Origin of the sequence: Mycolicibacterium septicum DSM 44393 (genome assembly GCF_000455325.1) — a bacterium.
Lineage (GTDB): Bacteria > Actinomycetota > Actinomycetes > Mycobacteriales > Mycobacteriaceae > Mycobacterium > Mycobacterium septicum.
Window position 1 is genome coordinate 123,625 of the sequence record NZ_HG322952.1, and the last position, 21,332, is coordinate 144,956.

The 21,332-nt window shown below is 68.2% G+C and carries 15 protein-coding genes; 8 read left to right on the plus strand and 7 right to left on the minus strand.

Annotated features, from left to right (window positions below):
• Positions 1–7: 7 nt before the first annotated feature.
• Genes TX88_RS20550 through TX88_RS20560 form a run of 3 tightly spaced genes read right to left on the minus strand, consistent with a single transcriptional unit; the run spans position 8 to position 3,665 of the window.
• Complete coding sequence (locus tag TX88_RS20550; RefSeq protein ID WP_044519740.1) at positions 8–712, minus strand: siderophore-interacting protein; 705 nt, start codon at positions 710–712, stop codon at positions 8–10.
• Positions 713–738: 26 nt separating this feature from the next.
• On the minus strand, positions 739–1,899 hold the full coding sequence (locus tag TX88_RS20555) for an acyltransferase family protein (RefSeq protein WP_044519742.1): 1,161 nt from the start codon (positions 1,897–1,899) through the stop codon (positions 739–741).
• Positions 1,896–3,665: a DEAD/DEAH box helicase gene (locus TX88_RS20560; RefSeq protein ID WP_044519743.1), complete on the minus strand. Its 1,770-nt coding sequence runs from the start codon at positions 3,663–3,665 to the stop codon at positions 1,896–1,898. The genes TX88_RS20555 and TX88_RS20560 overlap by 4 nt, the downstream gene beginning before the upstream one ends.
• Positions 3,666–3,776: 111 nt before the next feature.
• Between TX88_RS20560 and TX88_RS20565 the strand changes: the two genes are divergently transcribed.
• The 3 genes from TX88_RS20565 to TX88_RS20575 are packed head-to-tail and all read left to right on the plus strand — an operon-like array spanning position 3,777 to position 9,136.
• Complete coding sequence (locus TX88_RS20565) at positions 3,777–4,313, plus strand: LppP/LprE family lipoprotein (protein ID WP_044521460.1); 537 nt, start codon at positions 3,777–3,779, stop codon at positions 4,311–4,313.
• A gap of 40 nt (positions 4,314–4,353) precedes the next feature.
• Positions 4,354–7,779 carry a TM0106 family RecB-like putative nuclease gene (locus TX88_RS20570; RefSeq protein ID WP_044519744.1) on the plus strand — a complete coding sequence of 1,142 codons (3,426 nt, stop codon included), beginning with the start codon at positions 4,354–4,356 and terminating at the stop codon, positions 7,777–7,779.
• The gene (locus TX88_RS20575) at positions 7,772–9,136 is read left to right on the plus strand and encodes an FAD-binding oxidoreductase (RefSeq protein ID WP_044519745.1); all 1,365 of its coding nucleotides are present in this window, start codon (positions 7,772–7,774) and stop codon (positions 9,134–9,136) included. The genes TX88_RS20570 and TX88_RS20575 overlap by 8 nt, the downstream gene beginning before the upstream one ends.
• Here the strand turns inward: TX88_RS20575 and TX88_RS20580 are convergent.
• Both TX88_RS20580 and TX88_RS20585 read right to left on the minus strand, forming a co-directional pair.
• The gene (locus tag TX88_RS20580; protein ID WP_044519746.1) at positions 9,099–10,817 is read right to left on the minus strand and encodes a DHA2 family efflux MFS transporter permease subunit; all 1,719 of its coding nucleotides are present in this window, start codon (positions 10,815–10,817) and stop codon (positions 9,099–9,101) included. The two genes, TX88_RS20575 and TX88_RS20580, sit on opposite strands and share 38 nt — an antisense overlap.
• Before the next feature lie 79 nt (positions 10,818–10,896).
• Entirely contained in the window at positions 10,897–12,183 is a 1,287-nt protein-coding gene (locus TX88_RS20585) for a multidrug effflux MFS transporter (protein ID WP_044519747.1), read from the minus strand.
• A gap of 127 nt (positions 12,184–12,310) precedes the next feature.
• Here TX88_RS20585 and TX88_RS20590 point away from each other — a divergent pair, with 127 nt between their 5' ends.
• The 3 genes from TX88_RS20590 to TX88_RS20600 all read left to right on the plus strand — a co-directional run bounded on the left by TX88_RS20590 (position 12,311) and on the right by TX88_RS20600 (position 18,392).
• Entirely contained in the window at positions 12,311–13,093 is a 783-nt protein-coding gene (locus tag TX88_RS20590) for a hypothetical protein (protein ID WP_209447100.1), read from the plus strand.
• 105 nt (positions 13,094–13,198) lie between these two features.
• Entirely contained in the window at positions 13,199–16,927 is a 3,729-nt protein-coding gene (locus tag TX88_RS20595; RefSeq protein WP_044519750.1) for a multifunctional oxoglutarate decarboxylase/oxoglutarate dehydrogenase thiamine pyrophosphate-binding subunit/dihydrolipoyllysine-residue succinyltransferase subunit, read from the plus strand.
• 160 nt (positions 16,928–17,087) lie between these two features.
• The gene (locus TX88_RS20600) at positions 17,088–18,392 is read left to right on the plus strand and encodes an MFS transporter (RefSeq protein ID WP_110918171.1); all 1,305 of its coding nucleotides are present in this window, start codon (positions 17,088–17,090) and stop codon (positions 18,390–18,392) included.
• A gap of 9 nt (positions 18,393–18,401) precedes the next feature.
• On the opposite strand, the gene map is transcribed toward TX88_RS20600, so the two are convergent.
• A complete protein-coding gene (gene map, locus TX88_RS20605) occupies positions 18,402–19,166 on the minus strand; it encodes a type I methionyl aminopeptidase (RefSeq protein ID WP_044521462.1) in 765 nt (254 codons plus the stop codon).
• 47 nt (positions 19,167–19,213) lie between these two features.
• On the opposite strand from map, the gene TX88_RS20610 reads away from it, so the two are divergent.
• Positions 19,214–19,525 (plus strand): helix-turn-helix domain-containing protein, encoded by a 312-nt coding sequence (locus tag TX88_RS20610; protein WP_044519755.1) that lies wholly within the window; start codon positions 19,214–19,216, stop codon positions 19,523–19,525.
• 43 nt (positions 19,526–19,568) lie between these two features.
• Positions 19,569–20,393, plus strand: a complete 825-nt coding sequence (locus tag TX88_RS20615) for an SDR family NAD(P)-dependent oxidoreductase (protein ID WP_044519757.1) — start codon at positions 19,569–19,571, stop codon at positions 20,391–20,393.
• An 88-nt stretch (positions 20,394–20,481) separates the two neighbouring features.
• Here TX88_RS20615 and TX88_RS20620 read toward each other — a convergent pair whose 3' ends face one another.
• Positions 20,482–21,324 carry a glycine betaine ABC transporter substrate-binding protein gene (locus TX88_RS20620; protein WP_044519758.1) on the minus strand — a complete coding sequence of 281 codons (843 nt, stop codon included), beginning with the start codon at positions 21,322–21,324 and terminating at the stop codon, positions 20,482–20,484.
• Between the last annotated feature and the right edge of the window lie 8 nt (positions 21,325–21,332).

Consider the following 21,332-nt stretch of genomic DNA (forward strand, 5'->3'; position numbering starts at 1 on the left):
GGGTGGCTCAGGCCACCCAGTACGCCTGCGCCTTGATGGATCTGCGCGGGATCCCGTACTCCTCGCGGAAGACCCGCGCCACGGCCCGGGTGGTGCGGTTGTTGCAGGCGACCCAGCCGAAGTGGTCGGAGGCGTCGAAAGCCGATGCGCTGAGGGTCTCCAGCAGATCCTCGTCGAACCGGTCAACCCAGATGATCTCCGCGCCCCCGTTGACCGGTAGCTCGCGGTCGTCGTCGTGCCCCGCCTCCAGGAAGACCCATGCAGGGGCATCCCCGATCGCGTCGAGCAGCGAGTTGATGGCCGGAAGCGACGCGGTGTCGCCGACGATCAGGTAGCCGGCCGGCGTGGGTTCGGGCAGCGTGAAGTTGCTGCCGAGGACCGTCACGTCCAGAACGTCGCCGGGCTGGGCGGCCCGTGCCCAGCGGGTGGCGATGCCGTCGTGCATGGCGAAATCGATGTCCACGGTTCCGGCCTCGGGATCAGCGTTGACCAGCGTGTAGCCGCGCTGATGGGCCTTGCCCTCGTCAGGGAACCAGCCCCGCACCCACATCGTGGGGTGCACCTGCTGTTCGGCGAGCAACCGCTCGGCACTGAAATGCAGCCTGAGGTAGTTCGGTGTGAGTTCGGTACGGCCCGACACCGTCAGCTCGTAATCACCGCCCCGGCAGAGTTTGACCAGGGCTCCTTCCAGCCCGCGCGATGCCTTCGTCATTAGGTAAGCATACCCTAACTAAATGCTCAGGATCGGACTCGCGTGAACCGGTGCAGCAGCCAGGCCGCCGGGATGGTGAACACCATCGTGAGCACGAACAGGTTGAACATCGACCCCGTGTAGACCGGATCGCGCATCACCTCGACCATCACCAGTTCCATGATCATCAGGTGGATCAGGAAGATCTCGTAGGAGATCTCGCCGAGGAAGACCATCGGCCGGGACGCGAGAAAGCGGTTGTACCAACCGTGGTCGCCGAGCGCGGGCGGCGCCACCAGCAATGCGGCGATCACCGCGTAGAAGAACGTCTTGACCAACGCCTCGCTCAGCTTGGCGGGTGACGTCGTCGGCTCCCCCGCGAGCGGCGTCGACGCGATGAAGTAGCACACCACGGCCAACGGCACACACACCATCCCGTAGCCGCGCACCTTGAGCTGCCCCAGCACCGTCAGCGCCATACCCGCCACGAACCAGGCCATGTAGGTGGGCAGCCAAAGCCGGGCACCGTCAGGCAGATTCGTGGAATCGTGCACGATCCACAGCCACAGTGGTGACACCGCGGCCAGCATGGCCAGGCCGAAGAACAACAACCCCGGCCGCCACCGTCGCCGGCACAACACGACCAGCAACAGATAGGCGATCAGCGGCAGGGCCACGTAGAACGCCGCCTCCACCGCCAGGCTCCACATCTGGGTCAACCCTTGATGCAGAAAGGAGAAGAGATAGTCGTCGGTGTAGATCTGGGTCAGAGTCAGGTTGCGGAACAGGCCGATCCACGTGTGGCCGGGGTTCGGACCCGCGGTGCGAAAGTGGTAGAGCAGATACGCGAGCAGCACCGTCACCACATACGCCGGCATGATGCGTCGCACCCGGTGCCAGGCGTACCGGCGCACCGACGGCGCACGTCCCTCCGTCGCGGCGGCCTTCACCCAGGGCCGGAACAACAGGAAACCACTGAGCACGAAGAAGATCGGCACACCGATCTCGGCGCGTGAATACACCAGCCCGAGGTAGCCCTGCCCGTATTTACCGGTGGTGTAGGCCGCATGCGTCAGCACCACCAGAATGGCGGCCACCGCGCGGATCCCGGTCAGTGACGCAACCCGAGCCGACGCGGAAACTGGCGCGTCAATCGACTCAAGGCCACCCTGATCCGACAGCCCCGTCACGCTCCTGGAGACCGTCACTTGGTCTTCCGGTGCGGCTTCCCCGAGCGGTCTTTGTTCTCGGATCTGCCCTTGTACTCCGAACGGCCCTTGTATTCGCGGCGCGGCCCACGGTCACCCCGGTCGGCGCGCTCGACGTGCTCCCGCTCCAGATTGATGAGCATGCCCGAGATCCGGGTGTTCTCCAGGGCTTTGAGCGTCTTGCTCGGCAGCTTCTCCGGCAGCTCCACCAGCGAGTAGTCGCCGCGAATGGTGATGTGGCCGAACTCGTTGCGGTGCAGGCCGCCCTCGTTGGCAATGGCGCCGACGATGTGGCCGGGCCCCACCTTGTGCCGCTTGCCGACCGCGATCCGGTACGTCGCCAGGCCCTCGCGCGGTGGGCGCTCCTTGCGCACGGGCCGCTCGCCGCGATCGTCCCGGTCACGCTCGCGGCGCTTCTCCGGCGGCGGTTCCGTCATCAGGAACTCTTCGCCGTTGCGCGACTGCAACGCCAATGCCGCGGCGATATCGACCATCGGCACGTCGTTCTCGCGCTCGTAGTCCTCGATGATCCGGCGGAACAACTCCAGGCCCGGACCGTTGAGCGAATCGGTGATGGAGTCACGGAACTTCGACACGCGCTGGGCGTTGACATCGTCGACGCTGGGCAGCTCGGCCTCGATGACCTTCGACCGGGTGTGCTTCTCGATCGACTTGAGCAAGTGGCGTTCGCGCGGGGTGACGAACAGCAGGGCATGCCCCGAGCGGCCGGCCCGGCCGGTGCGGCCGATGCGGTGCACGTACGACTCGGTGTCGTGCGGGATGTCGTAGTTGACGACGTGCGAGATGCGTTCGACGTCCAGACCGCGCGCGGCGACATCGGTGGCGATCAGGATGTCGATCGTGCCGTCCTTGAGCGCGGTGATCGTGCGCTCACGCTGGGCCTGGTTGATGTCACCGTTGATGGCCGCAGCCGCGAAACCGCGAGCCTTGAGCCGCTCGGCGACCTCCTCGGTGGCCTGCTTGGTGCGGACGAACACGATCATCGCGTCGCCCTCTTCGACCTCGAGCACCCGCGTCAGCGCGTCCAGCTTGCGCGCGCCGGCCACCTGGATGAACCGCTGCGTGATGTTCTCGGCGGTGGCGGTCTTGGCCTTGACCGTGACCTCGACCGGATCGTGCAGGTACTTGGTGGTGATCTTGCGGATGGCCGGCGGCATGGTGGCCGAGAACAGCGCCACCTGCTTGTACTCCGGCGTGTCGGCGAGGATCCGCTCGACCTCTTCGGCGAAGCCCATGGTGAGCATCTCGTCGGCCTCGTCGAGCACCAGGTAGTCCAGGTTCGACAGATCCAGCGTGCCGCGCTCGAGGTGATCGATCACCCGGCCCGGGGTACCCACCACCACCTGCGCTCCGCGCCGGAGGCCCGACAGCTGAACGGTGTAGGACGCCCCGCCGTAGATGGGCAGCACGTTGATCGCGGGCAGATGCGCGCCGTAGCGGCCGAAGGCCTCGGCGACCTGCAACGCGAGCTCACGAGTCGGTGCCAGCACCAGCGCCTGGGTGTTGCGGCTGGTGGTGTCGATCTTGGACAGGATCGGGATGGCGAAGGCCGCGGTCTTACCGGTACCGGTCTGGGCCAGCCCGACCACATCGGAGCCCGCGAGCATGGCCGGAATGGTCGCGGCCTGAATCGCCGACGGCGACTCGTAGCCGACATCAGTGACTGCCTTCAACACCGCAGGGTCAATCTGCAGGTCGGCAAACGTTGGGGCGGTATCCCCCGAATCCGGGTCTGGCGAGGTCATCGGTTCAGAAGTCTAGTGCCAATCGAAGGGAATCCCGGCCGCGCGCCTGCACAAACCCGCCACGGGGGCGCGGTAGGTTGCCCAACTGTGAATCGGGTCGCAGTGTTCGCCATGGCCCCCGGGGTCGTTGTGACGGCCGTGCTCACGCTCTCGGGGTGCGGATCGGGCGATTCCACCGTCTCCAAAACCCCCGACGCCGGACCCGGTCCAGCCCCGACCTCGGTGTCCACCCCTGCCGCGAAGGCCGCCCCGGCGCCGGCGCCACCACAGGCCGATCCCTGCGCGGTGAACCTCGCCGCCCCCGAGATCTCCAAGGCAGTCTCGGAGTTGCCCCGGGACCCACGCAGCAATCAGTCCTGGAGCCCCGAGCCGCTGGCGGGCAACTACAACGAGTGCGCCCAGCTGTCGGCGGTGATCGTCCGGGCCAACACCAACTCCGAACACCCCAATACCCGAGCCGTTCTCTTCCACCTGGGCAAGTTCATCCCGACCGGCGTGCCGGACACCTATGGCTTCAACGGCATCGACAAGACGGCCAGCACCGGCGACACCGTGGCACTGCAGTACTCCGGCGGATTACACGGACTGGCCAGCACGGTGAAGTTCCGCTGGAACGGCGGCGGTGTGGAATTGATGGGCAACATCTAGCTTCACCCGCGATGTCGGTGCCCTCACCTACAGTGGCAGCGTGTTCGTCACCGACGACGGCGCGTCGGGTCCGACGGTCATCTACAGCGCCTCGGATCTGGCCGCGGCCGCCCGCTGTGAGTACGCCCTGCTGCGATCGTTCGACGCGCAGCTCGGTCGTGGCCCGGCGGTGTCGTCCGACGACGAATTGCTGGCTCGCACCGCACAACTCGGCGGCGACCACGAGCAGCGCCACCTCGAGGACCTGCGCGCCAACTCTGAGGTGACGGTGATCGGCCGGCCCACCTACACCGCAGCCGGGTTGACGACCGCGGCCGAAGCCACCCTGGAAGCCGTGCGACGCCGCGACCCGGCGATCTATCAGGCCGCGATGTTCGACGGACGGTTCGCCGGGTTCGCCGACTTCCTGATCTGGGACGGGCAGCGCTACCGCCTGCGGGACACCAAACTGTCCCGCTCGGTGAAGGTGGAGGCGCTGCTCCAGCTGGCCGCCTACGCCGATGTGCTGTCGGCCGCCGGGGTGCCGGTCGCCGACGAGGTCGACCTGGTCCTCGGCGACGGCGCGATGTCCAGCTACCGCGTCGACGAACTGCTCGCGGTGTACCGGCCACGGCGCGCCGCGCTACAGGCACTGCTCGACGGTCATCTGGCCGGCGACACCGCCGTGCGCTGGTCCGACGACACGGTGCGGGCGTGTTTCGGCTGCAGTGAATGCGAGCAGCAGATCCGCGCCACCGACGACCTGTTCCTGGTGGCCGGGATTCGGGCCGGCCAGCGCGCCCGGCTCATCGAGGCCGGTGTCACCACCACCCATCAGTTGGCCGGCCACACCGATGCGGTGCCGGGGTTGGCCCAGCGCAACCTGACCGCGCTGCGGGGGCAGGCCCGCCTGCAGGTGGCACCGCACCCGGATGGCAAGCCGCCGTACGAAGTAGTCGATCCGCAACCGCTGATGCTGCTGCCGGACCCGGACAAGGGCGACCTGTTCTTCGACTACGAAGGCGACCCGTTGTGGACGGCCAACGGCCAGGACTGGGGTCTGGAATACCTGTGGGGCGTCCTGGGCGCGGAAGGAAACTTCCAGCCGTTGTGGGCGCACGACCGGGCCAGCGAACGCCAGGTGCTCATCGACTTCCTGGACCTGGTCCGCAAGCGGCGCAAGCGTTTCCCCAAGATGCACATCTACCACTACGCACCCTATGAGCGCAGCACCCTGCTGCGGCTGGCCGGCCGCTACGGGGTAGGCGAGAACGACGTCGACGACCTGCTTCGCAACGGCATCCTCGTCGACCTGCTTCCGTTGGTACGCAAGAGCATTCGCGTCGGCACCGAGAACTACAGCATCAAATCGCTGGAACCCCTGTACATGGGCAACGAACTGCGCGGCGGCGAGGTCACCAAGGCCACCGATTCGATCACCGAATACGCACGCCACTGCGCACTGCGCGACGCCGGTCACCACGACGAGGCCGCCACCGTGCTCAAGGAGATCGAGGACTACAACCGCTACGACTGCCGGTCCACCCACCGGCTGCGGGACTGGCTGATCAACCGGGCGTTCGAAGCCGAGGTGCCGCCGCGCGGCCCACAACCGGTGCGCGACGGAGCACCGATCGAGAAGGCCGACGCCGTCGACCGCAAGCTGCTGCGCTTCGCAGGCGACGGAGTGGAACCCCGAACGGCCGAGCAGCAGGCGGTGGCGCTCATCGCCGCGGCGCGCGGCTTCCACAAACGCGAGGACAAACCGTTCTGGTGGGGCCATTTCGACCGGCTCAACAATCCGGTCGACGAATGGGCCGACAGCACAGGCGTTTTCGTCGCCGAGAAGGCGCGGGTCGTCACCGACTGGCACACTCCGCCGCGGGCCCGTAAACCGCAACGGCAGGTGCTGCTGACCGGCGCCATCGACGCCGGGGAACTGGGTACCGAGGTCTACGCGCTGTACACCCCGCCGGCGCCGGCAGGCCTGTCCGACGACCCGGACCGTCGTGGCTTCGGCAGCGCCGCGGTCGTCGGCTGCGACAATCCGGAAGCACCGACCGAGGTGCTGATCACCGAACGCCAGCCCAAGCACGGTGACACGTTCACCCAGGTGCCGTTCGCGCTGACCCCGGGCCCACCGATCAACACCCGGCCCCTGCAGGTGTCCATCGACAGCACGGCCACCACCGTGTCCGCCGGTCTACCGACGCTGCCCGCCGACGCGGTGACCGATGTGCTGCTGCGGCGCCCGCCGCGCACCGTCAGCGGCCGGCCACTGCCGCGGGGCAGTGGGACCGCCGCCGACATCACGGCGGCGCTGCTGGATCTGGATTGCTCGTACATCGCGGTGCACGGCCCACCCGGCACCGGCAAGACCCACACCTCGGCGCAGATCATCGCCGGCCTGGTCAACGAACACCGTTGGCGTATCGGCATCGTCGCGCAGTCACACGCGGTGATCGAGCACCTGTTGGAGCAGGTGATCGACGCCGGGGTGGACGCTGCGCTGGTTGCCAAGAAACGCAAGGGCGCCGACCCGCGGTGGACGGAGATCGGCGAGAACGCCTACGCCTCGTTCATCGCTGATCATCCAGGATGCGTGATCGGCGGCACCGCATGGGATTTCGCGAACGAGGCCCGGGTCCCGCGCCATTGCCTCGACCTGCTGGTGATCGAAGAGGCGGGTCAGTTCAACCTGGCCAACACCATCGCGGTGGCCCCGGCCGCGCGCAATCTGCTGCTGCTGGGCGATCCGCAGCAATTGCCCCAGGTCTGCCAGGGCACCCACCCGGCACCGGTCGACGATTCGGCACTGGGCTGGCTGGTCGAGGGTGCGCACACGCTGCCTGCCGAGCGCGGCTACTTCCTGGACTGCTCGTTCCGGATGCATCCGGCGGTGTGCGGCCCGGTGTCGCGGCTGTCCTATGACGGCCGTCTGCAGTCACACGAAAAGGTCAGTGCCGCACGCACACTCGATGGTATCGAACCCGGCGTTCGGGTACTCGAGGTCGCCCACCTTGGCAATTCGACCGACAGTCCCGAAGAGGCTGACGCGATCGTCGCGGCCATCACCGGCCTGATGGACACCACCTGGACCGACGAGTACGGCAGCACGCCGCTGGGGCAGGACCACTTCCTGGTGGTGACGCCCTACAACGCCCAGGTGACCACGGTGCGGCGAGCTCTCGACGCGGCAGGTCTGACCGAGGTGCAGGCCGGCACGGTGGACAAGTTCCAGGGCAGGCAGGCGCCCGTGGTGTTCGTGTCGATGACGGCCTCCTCGGCCGCCGATGTGCCCCGCGGGATCGGTTTCCTGCTGAACCGCAACCGGCTCAACGTGGCGATCAGCCGGGCCAAGTACGTCGCGTACATCGTGCGCTCACCCCAGCTCACCGACTATCTGCCGTCCCAGCCGGACAGCCTGATCGCGCTCGGCGCATTCCTGGCCCTGACCGATCCTGTGATACACCCAACCGGTGACTGAAACGCTTACCGAAACACTTGCCGGGATTGTCGGTGCCGGGTACGTCACCACCGACCCCGACGTGTTGGACGGCCGCTGCGTCGACCACACCGGGCGGTACCGCGGGCAGGCGACAGCTCTGGTCCGCCCCGGCAACGCCGACGAAGTGGCGGCGGTGCTGCGAGCCTGCCGCGACGCGGGAGCGTGTGTCACGGTGCAGGGCGGCCGGACCTCATTGGTGGCCGGGACGGTTCCGGAGAACGACGACATCCTGCTGTCCACCGAGCGACTCACCGGGATCGGTGCCATCGACACCGTCGAGCGCAGGGTCACCGTCGGTGCCGGGACTCCCCTGGCCGCCGTGCAGCGGGCCGCCACGGCGGCGGGTCTGGTGTTCGGCGTCGACCTTGCCGCACGTGAATCGGCCACCGTCGGCGGGATGGCCTCCACCAACGCCGGGGGTCTGCGCACGGTGCGCTACGGCAACATGGGCGAGCAGGTGCTGGGCCTGGACATCGCGCTACCGGACGGGTCGGTGGTGCACCGGCACAGCCAGGTCCGCCGCGACAACACGGGCTACGATCTGGCCTCCCTTTTCGTCGGCGCCGAGGGCACCCTCGGCGTGATCACGACGCTGGACCTGCGACTGCACCCAGCGCCCACCCACCGGGTCACCGCGATCTGCGGGTTCGCCGACCTGGATGCACTCGTCGGCGCAGGCCGGATCTTCCGTGACCTCGAGGGCATCGCCGCCCTGGAGCTGATCGACGCCCGGGCCAGTGCGCTGACCGCCGAGCACCTCGGCGTGGCCGCCCCGGTCGACGGCGCCTGGCAGCTGCTGATCGAATTGGCCGGCGACACCGACCAGACCGAACGCCTGGCCGACGCGCTGGAGGACGCCGACCTGTGCGGCGAGCCCGCCGTCGGCATCGACACAACCGCGCAACAGCGGTTGTGGCAGGTCCGCGAGTCGGTGGCCGAGGTGCTCGGATTGTTCGGCCCGCCACTGAAATTCGATGTCTCCCTGCCGCTGTCGGCGATCCAGGGTTTCGCCGACGCATCGGCCGAGTTGATCGCCGGCCATGCGCCAGAAGCGATCCCGGTGCTGTTCGGACACATCGGCGAGGGCAATCTGCACCTGAACGTGCTGCGCTGTTCCACCGATTCCGAACCCGGGCTGTACGCCGCGATGATGACGCTGATCGCCGACTGCGGCGGCAACGTCAGCTCGGAACACGGCGTCGGCTCACGTAAACGCGACTATGTGGCGATGTCACGCACCGAGGCCGACATCGCGGCCATGCGCACCGTCAAGGCCGCGTTCGATCCGGGCGGCTATCTCAATCCCGCTGTGCTGTTCCATCGCGCTCGGCCATGAACTCGGCGTAGATGTTCTCCCACTTGTCGGGGTCCGCGGCTTCGGGGAGGGCCACCGGCAGTGCGCGGAATTGGTCGGTGACCGCGTCCGGATCACCGTCATGGCTCACGGTGAACTCGATGTAGTCGTCGTCATCGTCGTCACGGGGATCCAGGTAGGGCTCGGGGTTCGCGTCCCGCCCGGGCGCCGCCGCGAAGGTCGATTCATTGCCGAAACCGAGCAGGAACAGGGCGGCCACCACACCGAACAGCGCGACGAACGCGGGCAGCAGCATGGACTGCGACATCGCCGCGGCGAACGGCACGTGCAAGAACTCGGGCAGTTCGGCGGCCGCACCCTCCCCGCGGGGCGCCGCGCTTGCCGCCCCCGGCAGTTCGGCGCCGATGCGCGACGTCATGTACGCCGCGATCCCGGCGCTGCCCAGCACCGACCCGACCTGTCGGGTGGCGTTGTACACACCCGAGCCGGCCCCGGCCAGGTCCGGCGGCAGGTTGCGCGTCGCGGTCGCCGCCAGCGGGGACCAGATGAATGCCATGCCGATGCCCATCACCAACTGCGGCAGCAGTAGCCGCCAGATCGGGGTCGTCGGGGTCATCTCCACCGCCAGCCAGGTCAGCCCGATCGCCATGGCCGAGAAGCCGAAGCCGATCACCGGCGTCGGATGCGCCCGGTCGACGATGCGACCCACCACCGGTGCCAGCACACCGCTGGCGATGGCAGTCGGCGCGGTCAACAGGGCCGACCGGATCGGCGACAGCCCGCACACGGTCTGGGCGTAGAACATCAACGGCAGGATCATCGCCGTCACCGCGAACCCGATCGTCGCGACGCCCACGTTGGCCAGACTGAAATCGCGGTCCTTGAAGATCCGCAGCGGGATCAGCGGCTCGGCGGTGTTGACCGCCTGCCAGCACACGAACGCCACCATCACCGCGATGCCGACCGCACCGGTGGCCCACACCCACGGCGCCCAGTCCCGCGACTGCCCCTCCTGCAGCGCGAACACGATCAGGAACATGCCGACGCCGGACAGCACCACGCCCAGCAGGTCGAACCGGTGCGGCTGGGTGGGCAGCACCGGGACCAGCCACACCGCCAGCGCCAGACCCAGGATTCCGATCGGCACGTTGACGAAGAAGATCCACTGCCAGCCAAGGCCCCCGACCAGCACGCCACCGGCCAACGGCCCGACCAGGGTGGCGACCCCGGCGGTCGCACCCCACACGCTCATCGCCACCCCGCGCCGCTCGGGCGGGAAGATGCGGGTGATCGTCGACAAGGTCTGCGGTGTCAGCAACGCCGCGCCGATGCCCTGCACCACGCGCGCGGCGATCAGCATCTCGATGCTGCCGGCCAGACCACACCACAGCGAGGCCGCGGTGAACACGGCCAGCCCGGCCAGGTAGAGGTTCTTGGGTCCGTACACATCGCCGAGCCGGCCGGCGACCAGCAGCGGCACCGCATACGCGAGCAGGTAGGCGCTGGTCACCCAGATCACGCCGTCGTAGTCGGCGCCCAGGGCTTCCATGATCGTCGGATTGGCGACCGCCACGATCGTCGCGTCGACCAGGATCATGAAGAAGCCGACCATCATGGCCCACAGCGCGTTCCACGGATTCTCCGGACGCGCGGACCCATTGCCCTGCGCGTTCGGGGTGCGGGCGTTCAGCACTGGAGACATGTCGAATGTGGTGGGTTGGGCCTCGGGTCCGACCTAGTTGGGTTGTTGGCGGGCCCAGCCGACGCTACCCGGGAGCGGGTCAGGCCGGCTCGACAACCGCCTCCGGAGCGACGTCGAGCGTGTCGCCCGGGTATTCGCTCGGCTCCTCGTCACCGTTACGCCGACCCACCAGCAGTAGCGCCGCCAAGGCGATCGCCATGCCTGCCGTCATCACCCACGACAACGCCGGCGCGCCGTTGCCCAGGGCCCCGATCGCGGGCGCCACCGCGGCACCGAGTCCGAACTGTGCCGCGCCCAGCAGCGCGGCCGCCGTGCCGGCAGCGTCGGGATGACGCGACAGCGCGACCGCCGGGGCATTGGGAAGGACCAGGCCCATCCCGGCCAGGATCGCCAGCACCGGCACCAAGAACGCGGACAGCCCACCCACGTGCGCGACGGTCAGCGCGACGAACACCACGCCGGCCAGCGTCGACCAGCTCAGCGCCGCCACCGTGATGGCCTGCGGCGAGAACCGGCGCAGCAGCACGACGTTGAACTGGGTGGAGCCGATCAGCGCGATGGCACCCGCGGCGAACACCAGCGCGAAGGCCTGCTGGTCCAGGCCGTAGTGGCCCTGAAGGACGAACGGCGCGGCCGAGATGTAGGCGAACAGCCCCGACATGCCGAGCGCGGCCACCAGGACCAGGATCACGAACCGCGAGTCGCGCAGGAGCTCGATGTAGGTGCCGATGATGCCGCCCACCGCCAGCGGGCGCCGGTGTGAAACCGGCAGCGTCTCGGGCAGGGCGAGCGCGGCCATCAGCAGCAGGCCGCCGGCCACTACCACCAACGCGACGAACACCCAGTGCCAGGACCCGTGCAGCAGCACCGCCGCGCCCAGCGACGGGGCCAGCACCGGGGCCACCCCGAGCACCAGCATCAACCGTGACATCACCGTCGCCGCCGCCGTGCCGCTGAACAGGTCACCGACCACGGCGATGGCCACCACCGAGGCGGCCGCCGCGCCCATGCCCTGCAGTCCGCGCGCCAGCCCGAGGATCGCGATGTCGGGCGCCAGCACACACAGCACCGAGGCCACCATGTGCAGCACGATGCCCCACATCAACGGGCGCCTGCGGCCCAGCGAGTCCGACAGCGGGCCGACGATCAGTTGCCCGAGCGCCAGGCCTGCCAGGGTTCCGGTGAGCGTCAACTGGGACACCGAGGAGGAAACCGAGAGCTCGTCGGCGATCCGCGGCAGCGCAGGCAGATACATGTCGATGGTCAGCGGCCCCAACGCGACGAGGGCCCCCAGCACCAGGATCATCCGGATCCGGCTCGGCGCGGCTGGCGATGTCGTCTGGTCCACGTCGCGCGATGATGCCATGAAGCTGAACAGCCCCGCATTCGAGTTTTTTGTTCCCGGTGACAGCGGTCACCCTCGGGCACCCACGGCGGGTCGTCGTTCGTTAGCCTGGCAGTCAACGATGGGTTCACACCTGGGAGGCCCCGAAGTGTTTGCGCGGTCCAAAGCCCAATTACCGGCCAAGGTCGAAGAGACGACCGATCCCAGCGCCGCGGCCAAGGTGCTCTCGGCGATCATCGAGGGCAGTTCACGCGTGCAGGCCCCCGCGGTCAAGGCATACGTGGACCGGTTGCGCAGCCAGCAGCCCGATGCCACCCCGGCCGAGATCGTGACCCGGCTGGAGAAGCACTACCTGGCCGCGGTGATGGCCAGCGGCGCGGCCGTCGGCTCGGCGGCGGCATTCCCCGGTATCGGAACGCTGGTGGCGCTCTCGGCCGTGGCCGGGGAGACGGTGGTGTTCCTCGAGGCGACGTCGGTGTTCGTGCTCGCGGTCGCCGAGGTGTACGGCATCCCCGCCGACCACCGCGAACGGCGCCGCGCCCTGGTGCTCTCGGTGCTCGTCGGCGACGACAGCAAGCACGCCATCGCCGACCTGCTCGGCACCGGACGTACCAGCGGCGCGTGGCTGTCCGACGGTGCCGCGACACTGCCGTTGCCCGCGGTTTCCCAGCTCAACTCCCGGCTGGTCAAGTACTTCGTCAAGCGGTATACGCTCAAGCGCGGCGCGATGGCTTTCGGCAAGATGCTGCCGGTCGGCATCGGTGCTGTCATCGGCGGCGTCGGCAACCGGTTGATGGGTAAGAAGATCGTCGCCAACGCCCGCCAGGCGTTCGGCGCGCCCCCGCCGCGGTGGCCTGCAACGTTGCATGTGCTGCCGTCCGCTAAGTCCGCCACCCCCATGCCGACCTCGGGTGGCGCCGAAAGGCGATAGCCTTTATGCGGCGGTCGAACGGGGTCGACCGCCCACAGAAGAACACAAGCGGCAAGCCTCCTTGTGACGGCTGGCCGGACACAAGAATCGAGGCGAGTGTCTGCCGTGAGCAGTTCACCTTCACCATTCGGGCAGAACGAGTGGTTGGTCGAGGAGATGTATCGCAAGTTCCGCGAGGATCCCTCTTCGGTGGATCCGAGTTGGCACGAATTTCTGGTCGACTACTCCCCTGAGCCCACCACCGACAACACCGTCGCCAACGGACAGTCGACACCACCGGCAGCGCCGCAGGCGCCTGCGGCAGCAACTCCCGCCGCTCCCGCGGCGGCCGCACCCGCAACTCCCGCGCCGGCAACTCCTGCTCCGGCTCCGGCCGCTCCGGCCGCTCCGGCGAAGGCGGCCCCGGCCAAGCCCGCCAAGGCGGGTCCCACGCCGGCCGAGGGTGACGAGACGCAGGTGCTGCGCGGCGCCGCCGCGGCCGTCGTCAAGAACATGAACGCCTCGCTGGAGGTGCCCACCGCGACGAGCGTGCGGGCCATCCCGGCCAAGCTGATGATCGACAACCGCGTCGTCATCAACAACCACCTCAAGCGCACCCGCGGCGGCAAGGTCAGCTTCACCCACCTGCTCGGCTACGCCATCGTGCAGGCGGTCAAGAAGTTCCCGAACATGAACCGGTACTTCGCCGAGGCCAACGGCAAGCCCGCCGCGGTCACGCCGGCCCACACAAACCTGGGCCTGGCCATCGACCTGCCCGGCAAGGACGGCAACCGCTCACTGGTCGTGGCCGCGATCAAGCGCTGCGAGACCATGCACTTCGGCCAGTTCATCGCCGCCTACGAGGACATCGTGCGCCGGGCCCGCGACGGCAAGCTGACCGCCGAGGACTTCTCCGGTGTCACCATCTCGCTGACCAACCCGGGCACCATCGGCACCGTGCACTCGGTGCCGCGGCTCATGGCCGGCCAGGGCGCCATCATCGGCGCGGGCGCGATGGAGTACCCGGCCGAGTTCCAGGGCGCCAGCGAGGAACGCATCAACGAGGTCGGCATCGGCAAGCTGATCACCCTGACCTCGACCTACGATCACCGCATCATCCAGGGCGCGGAATCGGGCGATTTCCTGCGCACCATCCACCAGCTGCTGCTCGACGACGAGTTCTACGACGAGATCTTCCGCGAACTCGGCATCCCGTACGAGCCGGTGCGCTGGCGGACCGACAACCCCGACTCGATCACGGACAAGAATGCCCGGATCATCGAGCTGATCGCGGCCTACCGCAACCGTGGTCACCTGATGGCCGACATCGATCCGCTGCGCCTGGACAAGACCCGCTTCCGCAGCCACCCCGACCTCGACGTGCTCACCCACGGCCTGACGCTGTGGGACCTCGACCGCGAGTTCAAGGTCGACGGGTTCGCCGGCAAGCAGTACCTGAAGCTGCGCGACGTGCTGTCGGTGCTGCGCGACGCGTACTGCCGCCACATCGGTGTCGAGTACACCCACATCCTCGAGCCCGAGCAGCAGAAGTGGCTGCAAGAGCGTATCGAGATCAAGCACGACAAGCCGACCGTCGCCGAGCAGAAGTACATCCTGTCCAAGCTCAATGCGGCCGAGGCGTTCGAAACCTTCCTGCAGACCAAATATGTTGGGCAGAAGCGCTTCTCGCTGGAGGGCGCCGAGACCGTCATCCCGATGATGGACGCCGCGATCGACCAGGCCGCCGAGCACGGCCTCGACGAGGTGGTCATCGGTATGCCGCACCGCGGCCGGCTCAACGTGCTGGCCAACATCGTCGGCAAGCCGTACAGCCAGATCTTCACCGAGTTCGAGGGCAACCTGAACCCGAGCCAGGCCCACGGCTCCGGTGACGTGAAGTACCACCTCGGCGCGTCCGGCAACTACATCCAGATGTTCGGCGACAACGACATTCAGGTGTCGCTGACCGCCAACCCCTCACATCTCGAAGCGGTCGACCCGGTGCTCGAGGGTCTGGTGCGGGCCAAGCAGGATCTGCTGGACGGCAGCAGGGACGCCGACGTCTCCGGCGAGTACCCCGTCGTCCCGCTGATGCTGCACGGCGACGCGGCATTCGCCGGCCAGGGCGTGGTCGCCGAGACGCTGAACCTCGCCCTGCTCAACGGTTACACGACCGGCGGCACCGTCCACATCGTGGTCAACAACCAGATCGGGTTCACCACGGCGCCAACGGATTCGCGCTCCAGCGAGTACTGCACGGACGTCGCCAAGATGATCGGCGCGCCGATCTTCCACGTCAACGGCGACGACCCGGAGGCCTGCGCCTGGGTGGCGCGGCTGGCAGTGGACTTCCGCCAGGCGTTCAAGAAGGACGTCGTCATCGACATGCTGTGCTACCGCCGCCGCGGACACAACGAAGGCGACGACCCGTCGATGACCCAGCCGTACATGTACGACGTCATCGACACCAAGCGCGGCTCCCGCAAGGCCTACACCGAAGCCCTGATCGGCCGTGGCGACATCTCGATGAAAGAGGCCGAGGACGCCCTGCGCGACTACCAGGGCCAGCTGGAGCGGGTGTTCAACGAGGTCCGCGAACTGGAGAAGCACGCGGCCGAGCCCAGCGAGTCGGTCGAATCCGACCAGCAGATCCCGCAGCGGCTCGCGACCGCCGTGGACAAGTCGCTGCTGGCCCGCATCGGCGATGCCCATCTGGCCCTGCCGGACGGCTTCACCGTGCACCCGCGCGTCAAGCCGGTGCTGGAGAAGCGCCGCGAGATGGCCTACGAAGGCAAGGTCGACTGGGCGTTCGCCGAACTGCTGGCGCTCGGGTCGCTGATCTCGGAGGGCAAGCTGGTCCGGTTGAGCGGCCAGGACACCCAGCGCGGCACGTTCACCCAGCGTCACGCCGTGATCGTCGACCGTAAGACCGGCGAGGAGTTCACGCCGCTGCAGCTGCTGGCCACCAACTCCGACGGCACCCCGACAGGCGGCAAGTTGCTGGTCTACAACTCGGCGTTGTCGGAGTACGCCGCAGTGGGCTTCGAGTACGGCTACTCGGTGGGCAACCCCGACGCAATGGTGTTGTGGGAAGCCCAGTTCGGCGACTTCGTCAACGGCGCGCAGTCGATCATCGACGAGTTCATCAGCTCGGGTGAGGCCAAGTGGGGCCAGCTCTCCGACGTCGTGCTGCTGCTGCCGCACGGCCACGAGGGACAGGGTCCCGACCACACCTCGGGCCGCATCGAGCGCTTCCTGCAGCTGTGGGCCGAGGGTTCGATGACCATCGCGGTGCCGTCGACCCCGGCGAACTACTTCCACCTGTTGCGCAGGCACGGCCTCGACGGCATCCAGCGTCCGCTGATCGTCTTCACCCCGAAGTCGATGCTGCGCAACAAGGCCGCCGTCAGCGACATCCGCGACTTCACCGAGAACAAGTTCCGCTCGGTGCTGGAGGAGTCCTCCTACACCGATGGTGAGGGCGACCGCGGCAAGGTCACCCGGGTCCTGCTGTGCAGCGGCAAGATCTACTACGACCTGGCGGCGCGCAAGGCCAAGGACAACCGTGAGGACGTCGCGATCGTGCGTCTCGAACAGCTCGCCCCGCTGCCGCGGCGCCGGCTGGCCGAGACGCTGGACCGCTACCCGAACGTCACGGAGAAGTTCTGGGTCCAGGAGGAGCCGGCCAACCAGGGTGCGTGGCCGTCGCTGGGACTGACCCTGCCCGAGGTGCTTCCGGAGTACTTCAACCCGATCAAGCGGATCTCCCGGCGCGCGATGTCGGCTCCGTCCTCGGGGTCGTCGAAGGTGCATGCCGTCGAGCAGCAGGAGATCATCGACCTGGCATTCGGGTAACCGCTTCGCCTGATCACCGAAATCAACGAAATGGTCGCTGCCGCACGACGGTAGCGACCATTTCGTTGTTCTGGGGGTGCCCGGGCGCGCGTGCATTCGAATCACCGCGCGTACAACCCTGGGCCGCACCAGGGCCGGCGGCTACTCATCTAGGGTGACTATCGAAGCTGACCCGCTCGTCGATGAGGCGCAGGCACCCGCTGCGCCCAACACGGTGCGCACCGCGGTCCTGGCCAGCGTGCTCGGGACGACGATCGAGTGGTACGACTTCTTCCTGTACGCCACGGCCGCGAGCCTGGTGTTCAACCACACCTTCTTCCCGGACCAGAGCTCCTTCGTCGGCACGATGCTGGCATTCGCCACCTTCGCGGTCGGGTTCCTGGTCCGGCCCATCGGCGGATTCGTCTTCGGTCACATCGGCGACCGGATCGGCCGCAAGAAGACGCTCGCCCTGACCATGCTGTTGATGGGCGTGGCGACCGCATTGATGGGCGTGCTGCCCACCGCGGCGCAGATCGGAGTGCTGGCACCGGTCCTGCTTCTGGTGTTGCGGGTGGTCCAGGGATTCGCCCTCGGCGGTGAGTGGGCCGGCGCGGTGCTGCTGGCCGTCGAGCACAGCCCTCGTCATCGCCGCGGATTGTTCGGCAGCATCCCGCAGGTCGGTCTGGCGCTGGGCCTGGCGCTGGGCACCGGGGTGTTCGTGCTGTTGCAGCTCTGGCTGTCGGCCGAGGCATTCCAGGCCTACGGGTGGCGGATCGCGTTCCTGTTCAGCGTCGTGCTGGTGATCTTCGGTGTCGTGGTGCGGTTCCGGGTGGCCGAGACCCCGGCGTTCGAGAAGCTGCGCGATGACGACGAACGCTCGGCGGTCCCCGTCAAGGAGATCTTCCGTCCCCCGACGCTGCGCTCGACCGTGCTGGGCCTGCTGTCACGCTGGGGCGAGGGCGCCGCGTTCAACACCTGGGGCGTGTTCACCATCTCGTACGCCACCGCGACCCTGCACCTGGGCAAGGTGCCCGTGCTGGTCGTGGTGACCGCGGCGGCGCTGCTCATGGCGGTACTGCTGCCGGTCTCGGGCCTGCTGGCCGACCGGTTCAGCCCGAAGGCTGTCTACGCGTCGGGTATCGCCGCGTACGCCGTGGTGGTGTTCCCCGCGTTCGCGTTGTTCGGCACCGGCAGCATCGTGGCGTACGCGGTGGGAATGTTGTTGGCGTTCGGCGTCATTCACGCCTGGTTCTACGGCGCGCAGGGCACGCTCTACGCGTCCCTGTTCCCGACCCGCACCCGCTACACGGGTTTGTCGACGGTGTATCAGCTCTCCGGCGTCTACGCCTCGGGCCTCACACCGCTGATCCTCACGGCGCTGATCGCCGCCGGTGGCGGCGCACCGTGGCTGGCGTGCGGATACCTGGTGGCCACCGCGGTCATCAGTGTCATCGCCACGCTGCTGCTGCGCCCCGAGCACTGAGCGCGGCGCTCAGCACGTCGTCAGCACCAGCGGGCCGGATTCGGTGATCGCCACGGTGTTCTCGGTGTGGGCGGTGCGGGAGCCGTCGGCCGATCGGATGGTCCAGCCGTCGCGGTCGTAGACGATGCGGTTGGTGCCCGCGGCGAGCCACGGCTCGAGGGCCAGCGTCATCCCGGCCCGCAACTTCATGCCGCGGCCAGGCTTGCCCCGGTTGGGCACATGCGGGTCCTCGTGCATGGTCCGGCCCAGACCGTGCCCACCGAATTCGAGGTTGACCGGGTAGCCGTAATCGGCCGCGACGGCGCCGATGGCGGCCGAGATGTCGCCGAGCCGGTTACCGGGCCGGGCCGCGGCGGTTCCGGCGGCCAGCGCCTCCTCGGTGGCCCGGACCAGGCGCACGTCGGCGGCCGCGGGGGTCCCGACGATCACGGTGCGGGCCGCGTCGGCGACCCAGCCGTCGATCGACACCGCGAAGTCCATGCTGAGCACGTCACCGTCACGCAGCCGGTAGTCGTGCGGGAGGCCGTGCAGCACGGCGTCGTTGACCGACAGGCAGATGACGTTGCGGAACGGCCCCCTGCCGAACGACGGGTCGTAGTCCCAGTAGCAGGACTCAGCGCCGCGCCGTTTGACCATGTCGCGGGCGTGGTGTTCGAGGTCGAGCAGGTTGACCCCGATCGCGGCGAGCCCGCTCAGCTCGCCGAGCACTTCGGCCACGAACCGCCCGGTGACCCGCATCTTCTCGATCTCGGCCCCGGTCTTCAGCTCGATCATGTCCACATCCTCCTCGGTATTTAAATACCAACACTAGCGGTATATAAATACCAGCGCTACCGTGGTGTCGTGGTCCCGTACCCCGCTCACCCCCCGCGCAGATCGCCGCCGGCCGCCGACTCGGCGAGACCCTGCGTACCGCCCGGGGAGACCGCTCGCTCGACGAGGTGGCCGCGCACGCCGGCATCTCCCCGGAGACCTTGCGCAAGATCGAGACCGGCCGGCTGCCCTCCCCCGCGTTCGGCACGGTCGTCGGATTGAGCACCGCTCTGGACGTCCCGCTGCAGGTCCTGGCCGATGTGTGGCAGGAGGCCGCCGCAGCGGAGGCCGCCATATGCGAGACCGCCGGTACCGCGTAGCCTCGTAACTCAACACGTGTCGGACTACGCGAGGGAGTGTTCTATGGAGGGCTTCGCCGGAAAGGTCGCCGTTGTCACCGGCGCCGGATCGGGCATCGGGCAGGCGCTGGCCATCGAGCTGGGACGTTCGGGCGCCAAACTGGCGATCAGCGACGTCGACACCGAAGGCCTGGCGGTCACCGAGGAACGCCTCAAGGCGATCGGCGCCGAGGTCAAGACCGACCGGCTGGACGTCACCGAGCGCGAGGCTTTCCTGCTCTACGCCGACGCCGTCAAGGAGCACTTCGGCAAGGTCAACCAGATCTACAACAACGCAGGCATCGCATTCAGCGGCGACGTCGAGGTCAGCCAGTTCAAGGACATCGAGCGGGTCATGGACGTCGACTACTGGGGCGTCGTCAACGGCACCAAGGCCTTCCTGCCGCACCTGATCGCCTCCGGCGACGGACACGTCGTCAACGTCTCCAGCCTGTTCGGCATCTTCTCGGTTCCCGGCCAGGCCGCCTACAACTCGGCCAAGTTCGCGGTGCGCGGCTTCACCGAGGCCCTGCGTCAGGAAATGGCCCTGGCCAAGCATCCGGTCAAGGTGACCTGCGTGCACCCGGGCGGGATCAAGACCGCCATCGCGCGCAACGCCACCGTCGCCGAGGGACTGGACCAGAAGGCGCTCGCGGAGACCTTCGACCGGAAGTTGGCCAACACCACCCCGCAGCGCGCGGCCAAGATCATCCTCGAGGCGGTGCGCAAGGACAAGGCGCGCGTACTCGTCGGTCCCGACGCCAAGATCCTCGACGTGATCGTGCGGATCACCGGCTCCGGATACCAGAAGCTGTTCGCCTCCGCGATGGGCCGCATGATCCCTCGCTGATCTCTTTGCCCTTTGCCCCGCGAGCGACCGTCGAGGTACGCGATGCGCGGCGTGTCGGCGTACAGACACGGTCGCTCGCGGAGTGGGTCTAGTGGCCCAGCGGGTTGGCCTGGAGGAACGCATCGGCCACCGCACCGGGATCCTTGCCCTCGGCGACCTGCCTGCGCATATCGGCCAGTGACCCGGTGTCGAGGACACCGGCGATCTCGTTGAGTGCCAGGATCTGGCGCTCGTCGAGCGTGTTGCGGCGATACAGCGGCACCACATTCTCGCCACGGATCAGCGACGTCTTGTCGGCCAGCACGGTCAGGTCCGACGGGATGGCCGGATCGGCCGTCGTCGACCAGGCCGCGTTGATCTTGCCGGCCCGCAGCGCCGCGAACAGACTCTTGTCGTCGGGGAACACGAGCGCCTTGGGCAGCGTGCACGAGCCCACGACGTTGGGCACCTTGGCGCCGGAAACCGCGCCCGGCCGCGCCTGTGCGCAGTTGCGGCGCAGCGCGCTCAGATCGGTCCCGCCCCACGCCGTGGCCGTGGCCTCGGTGACCACCAGAGCGGGCTTGTCCTGCGCCGACATGGTGTAGTCACCGGCCGCGACACCCTCGGGTAACGCCGATACCAGGTCCCGGTAGACCTGCTCGTCCGCCCGCGCCGTCGCGTTCGGATTCAGCTCGGTCAGGAACCGGCCGGTGAACCCCGGCAGCACCGTCACCGATCCGGAATCCAGCACGCTGGGGACAGCGTCCGTCTCGGTGACCGCGGCCGGCGTGCCGTAGTAGCGCAGCGCCGCCGCGTACAGATGGCCGAGCAGCGCCGACTCGGGCCCCTGCCCTGCCCCGACCGCGAGAACGGCCGGGGCCGAATGGCCACCGCAACCGGTGAACACCAGCGCCGACAACAGCAGTAGTGCCGACGCCAGGGTGCGGCGCATTCGTGAGC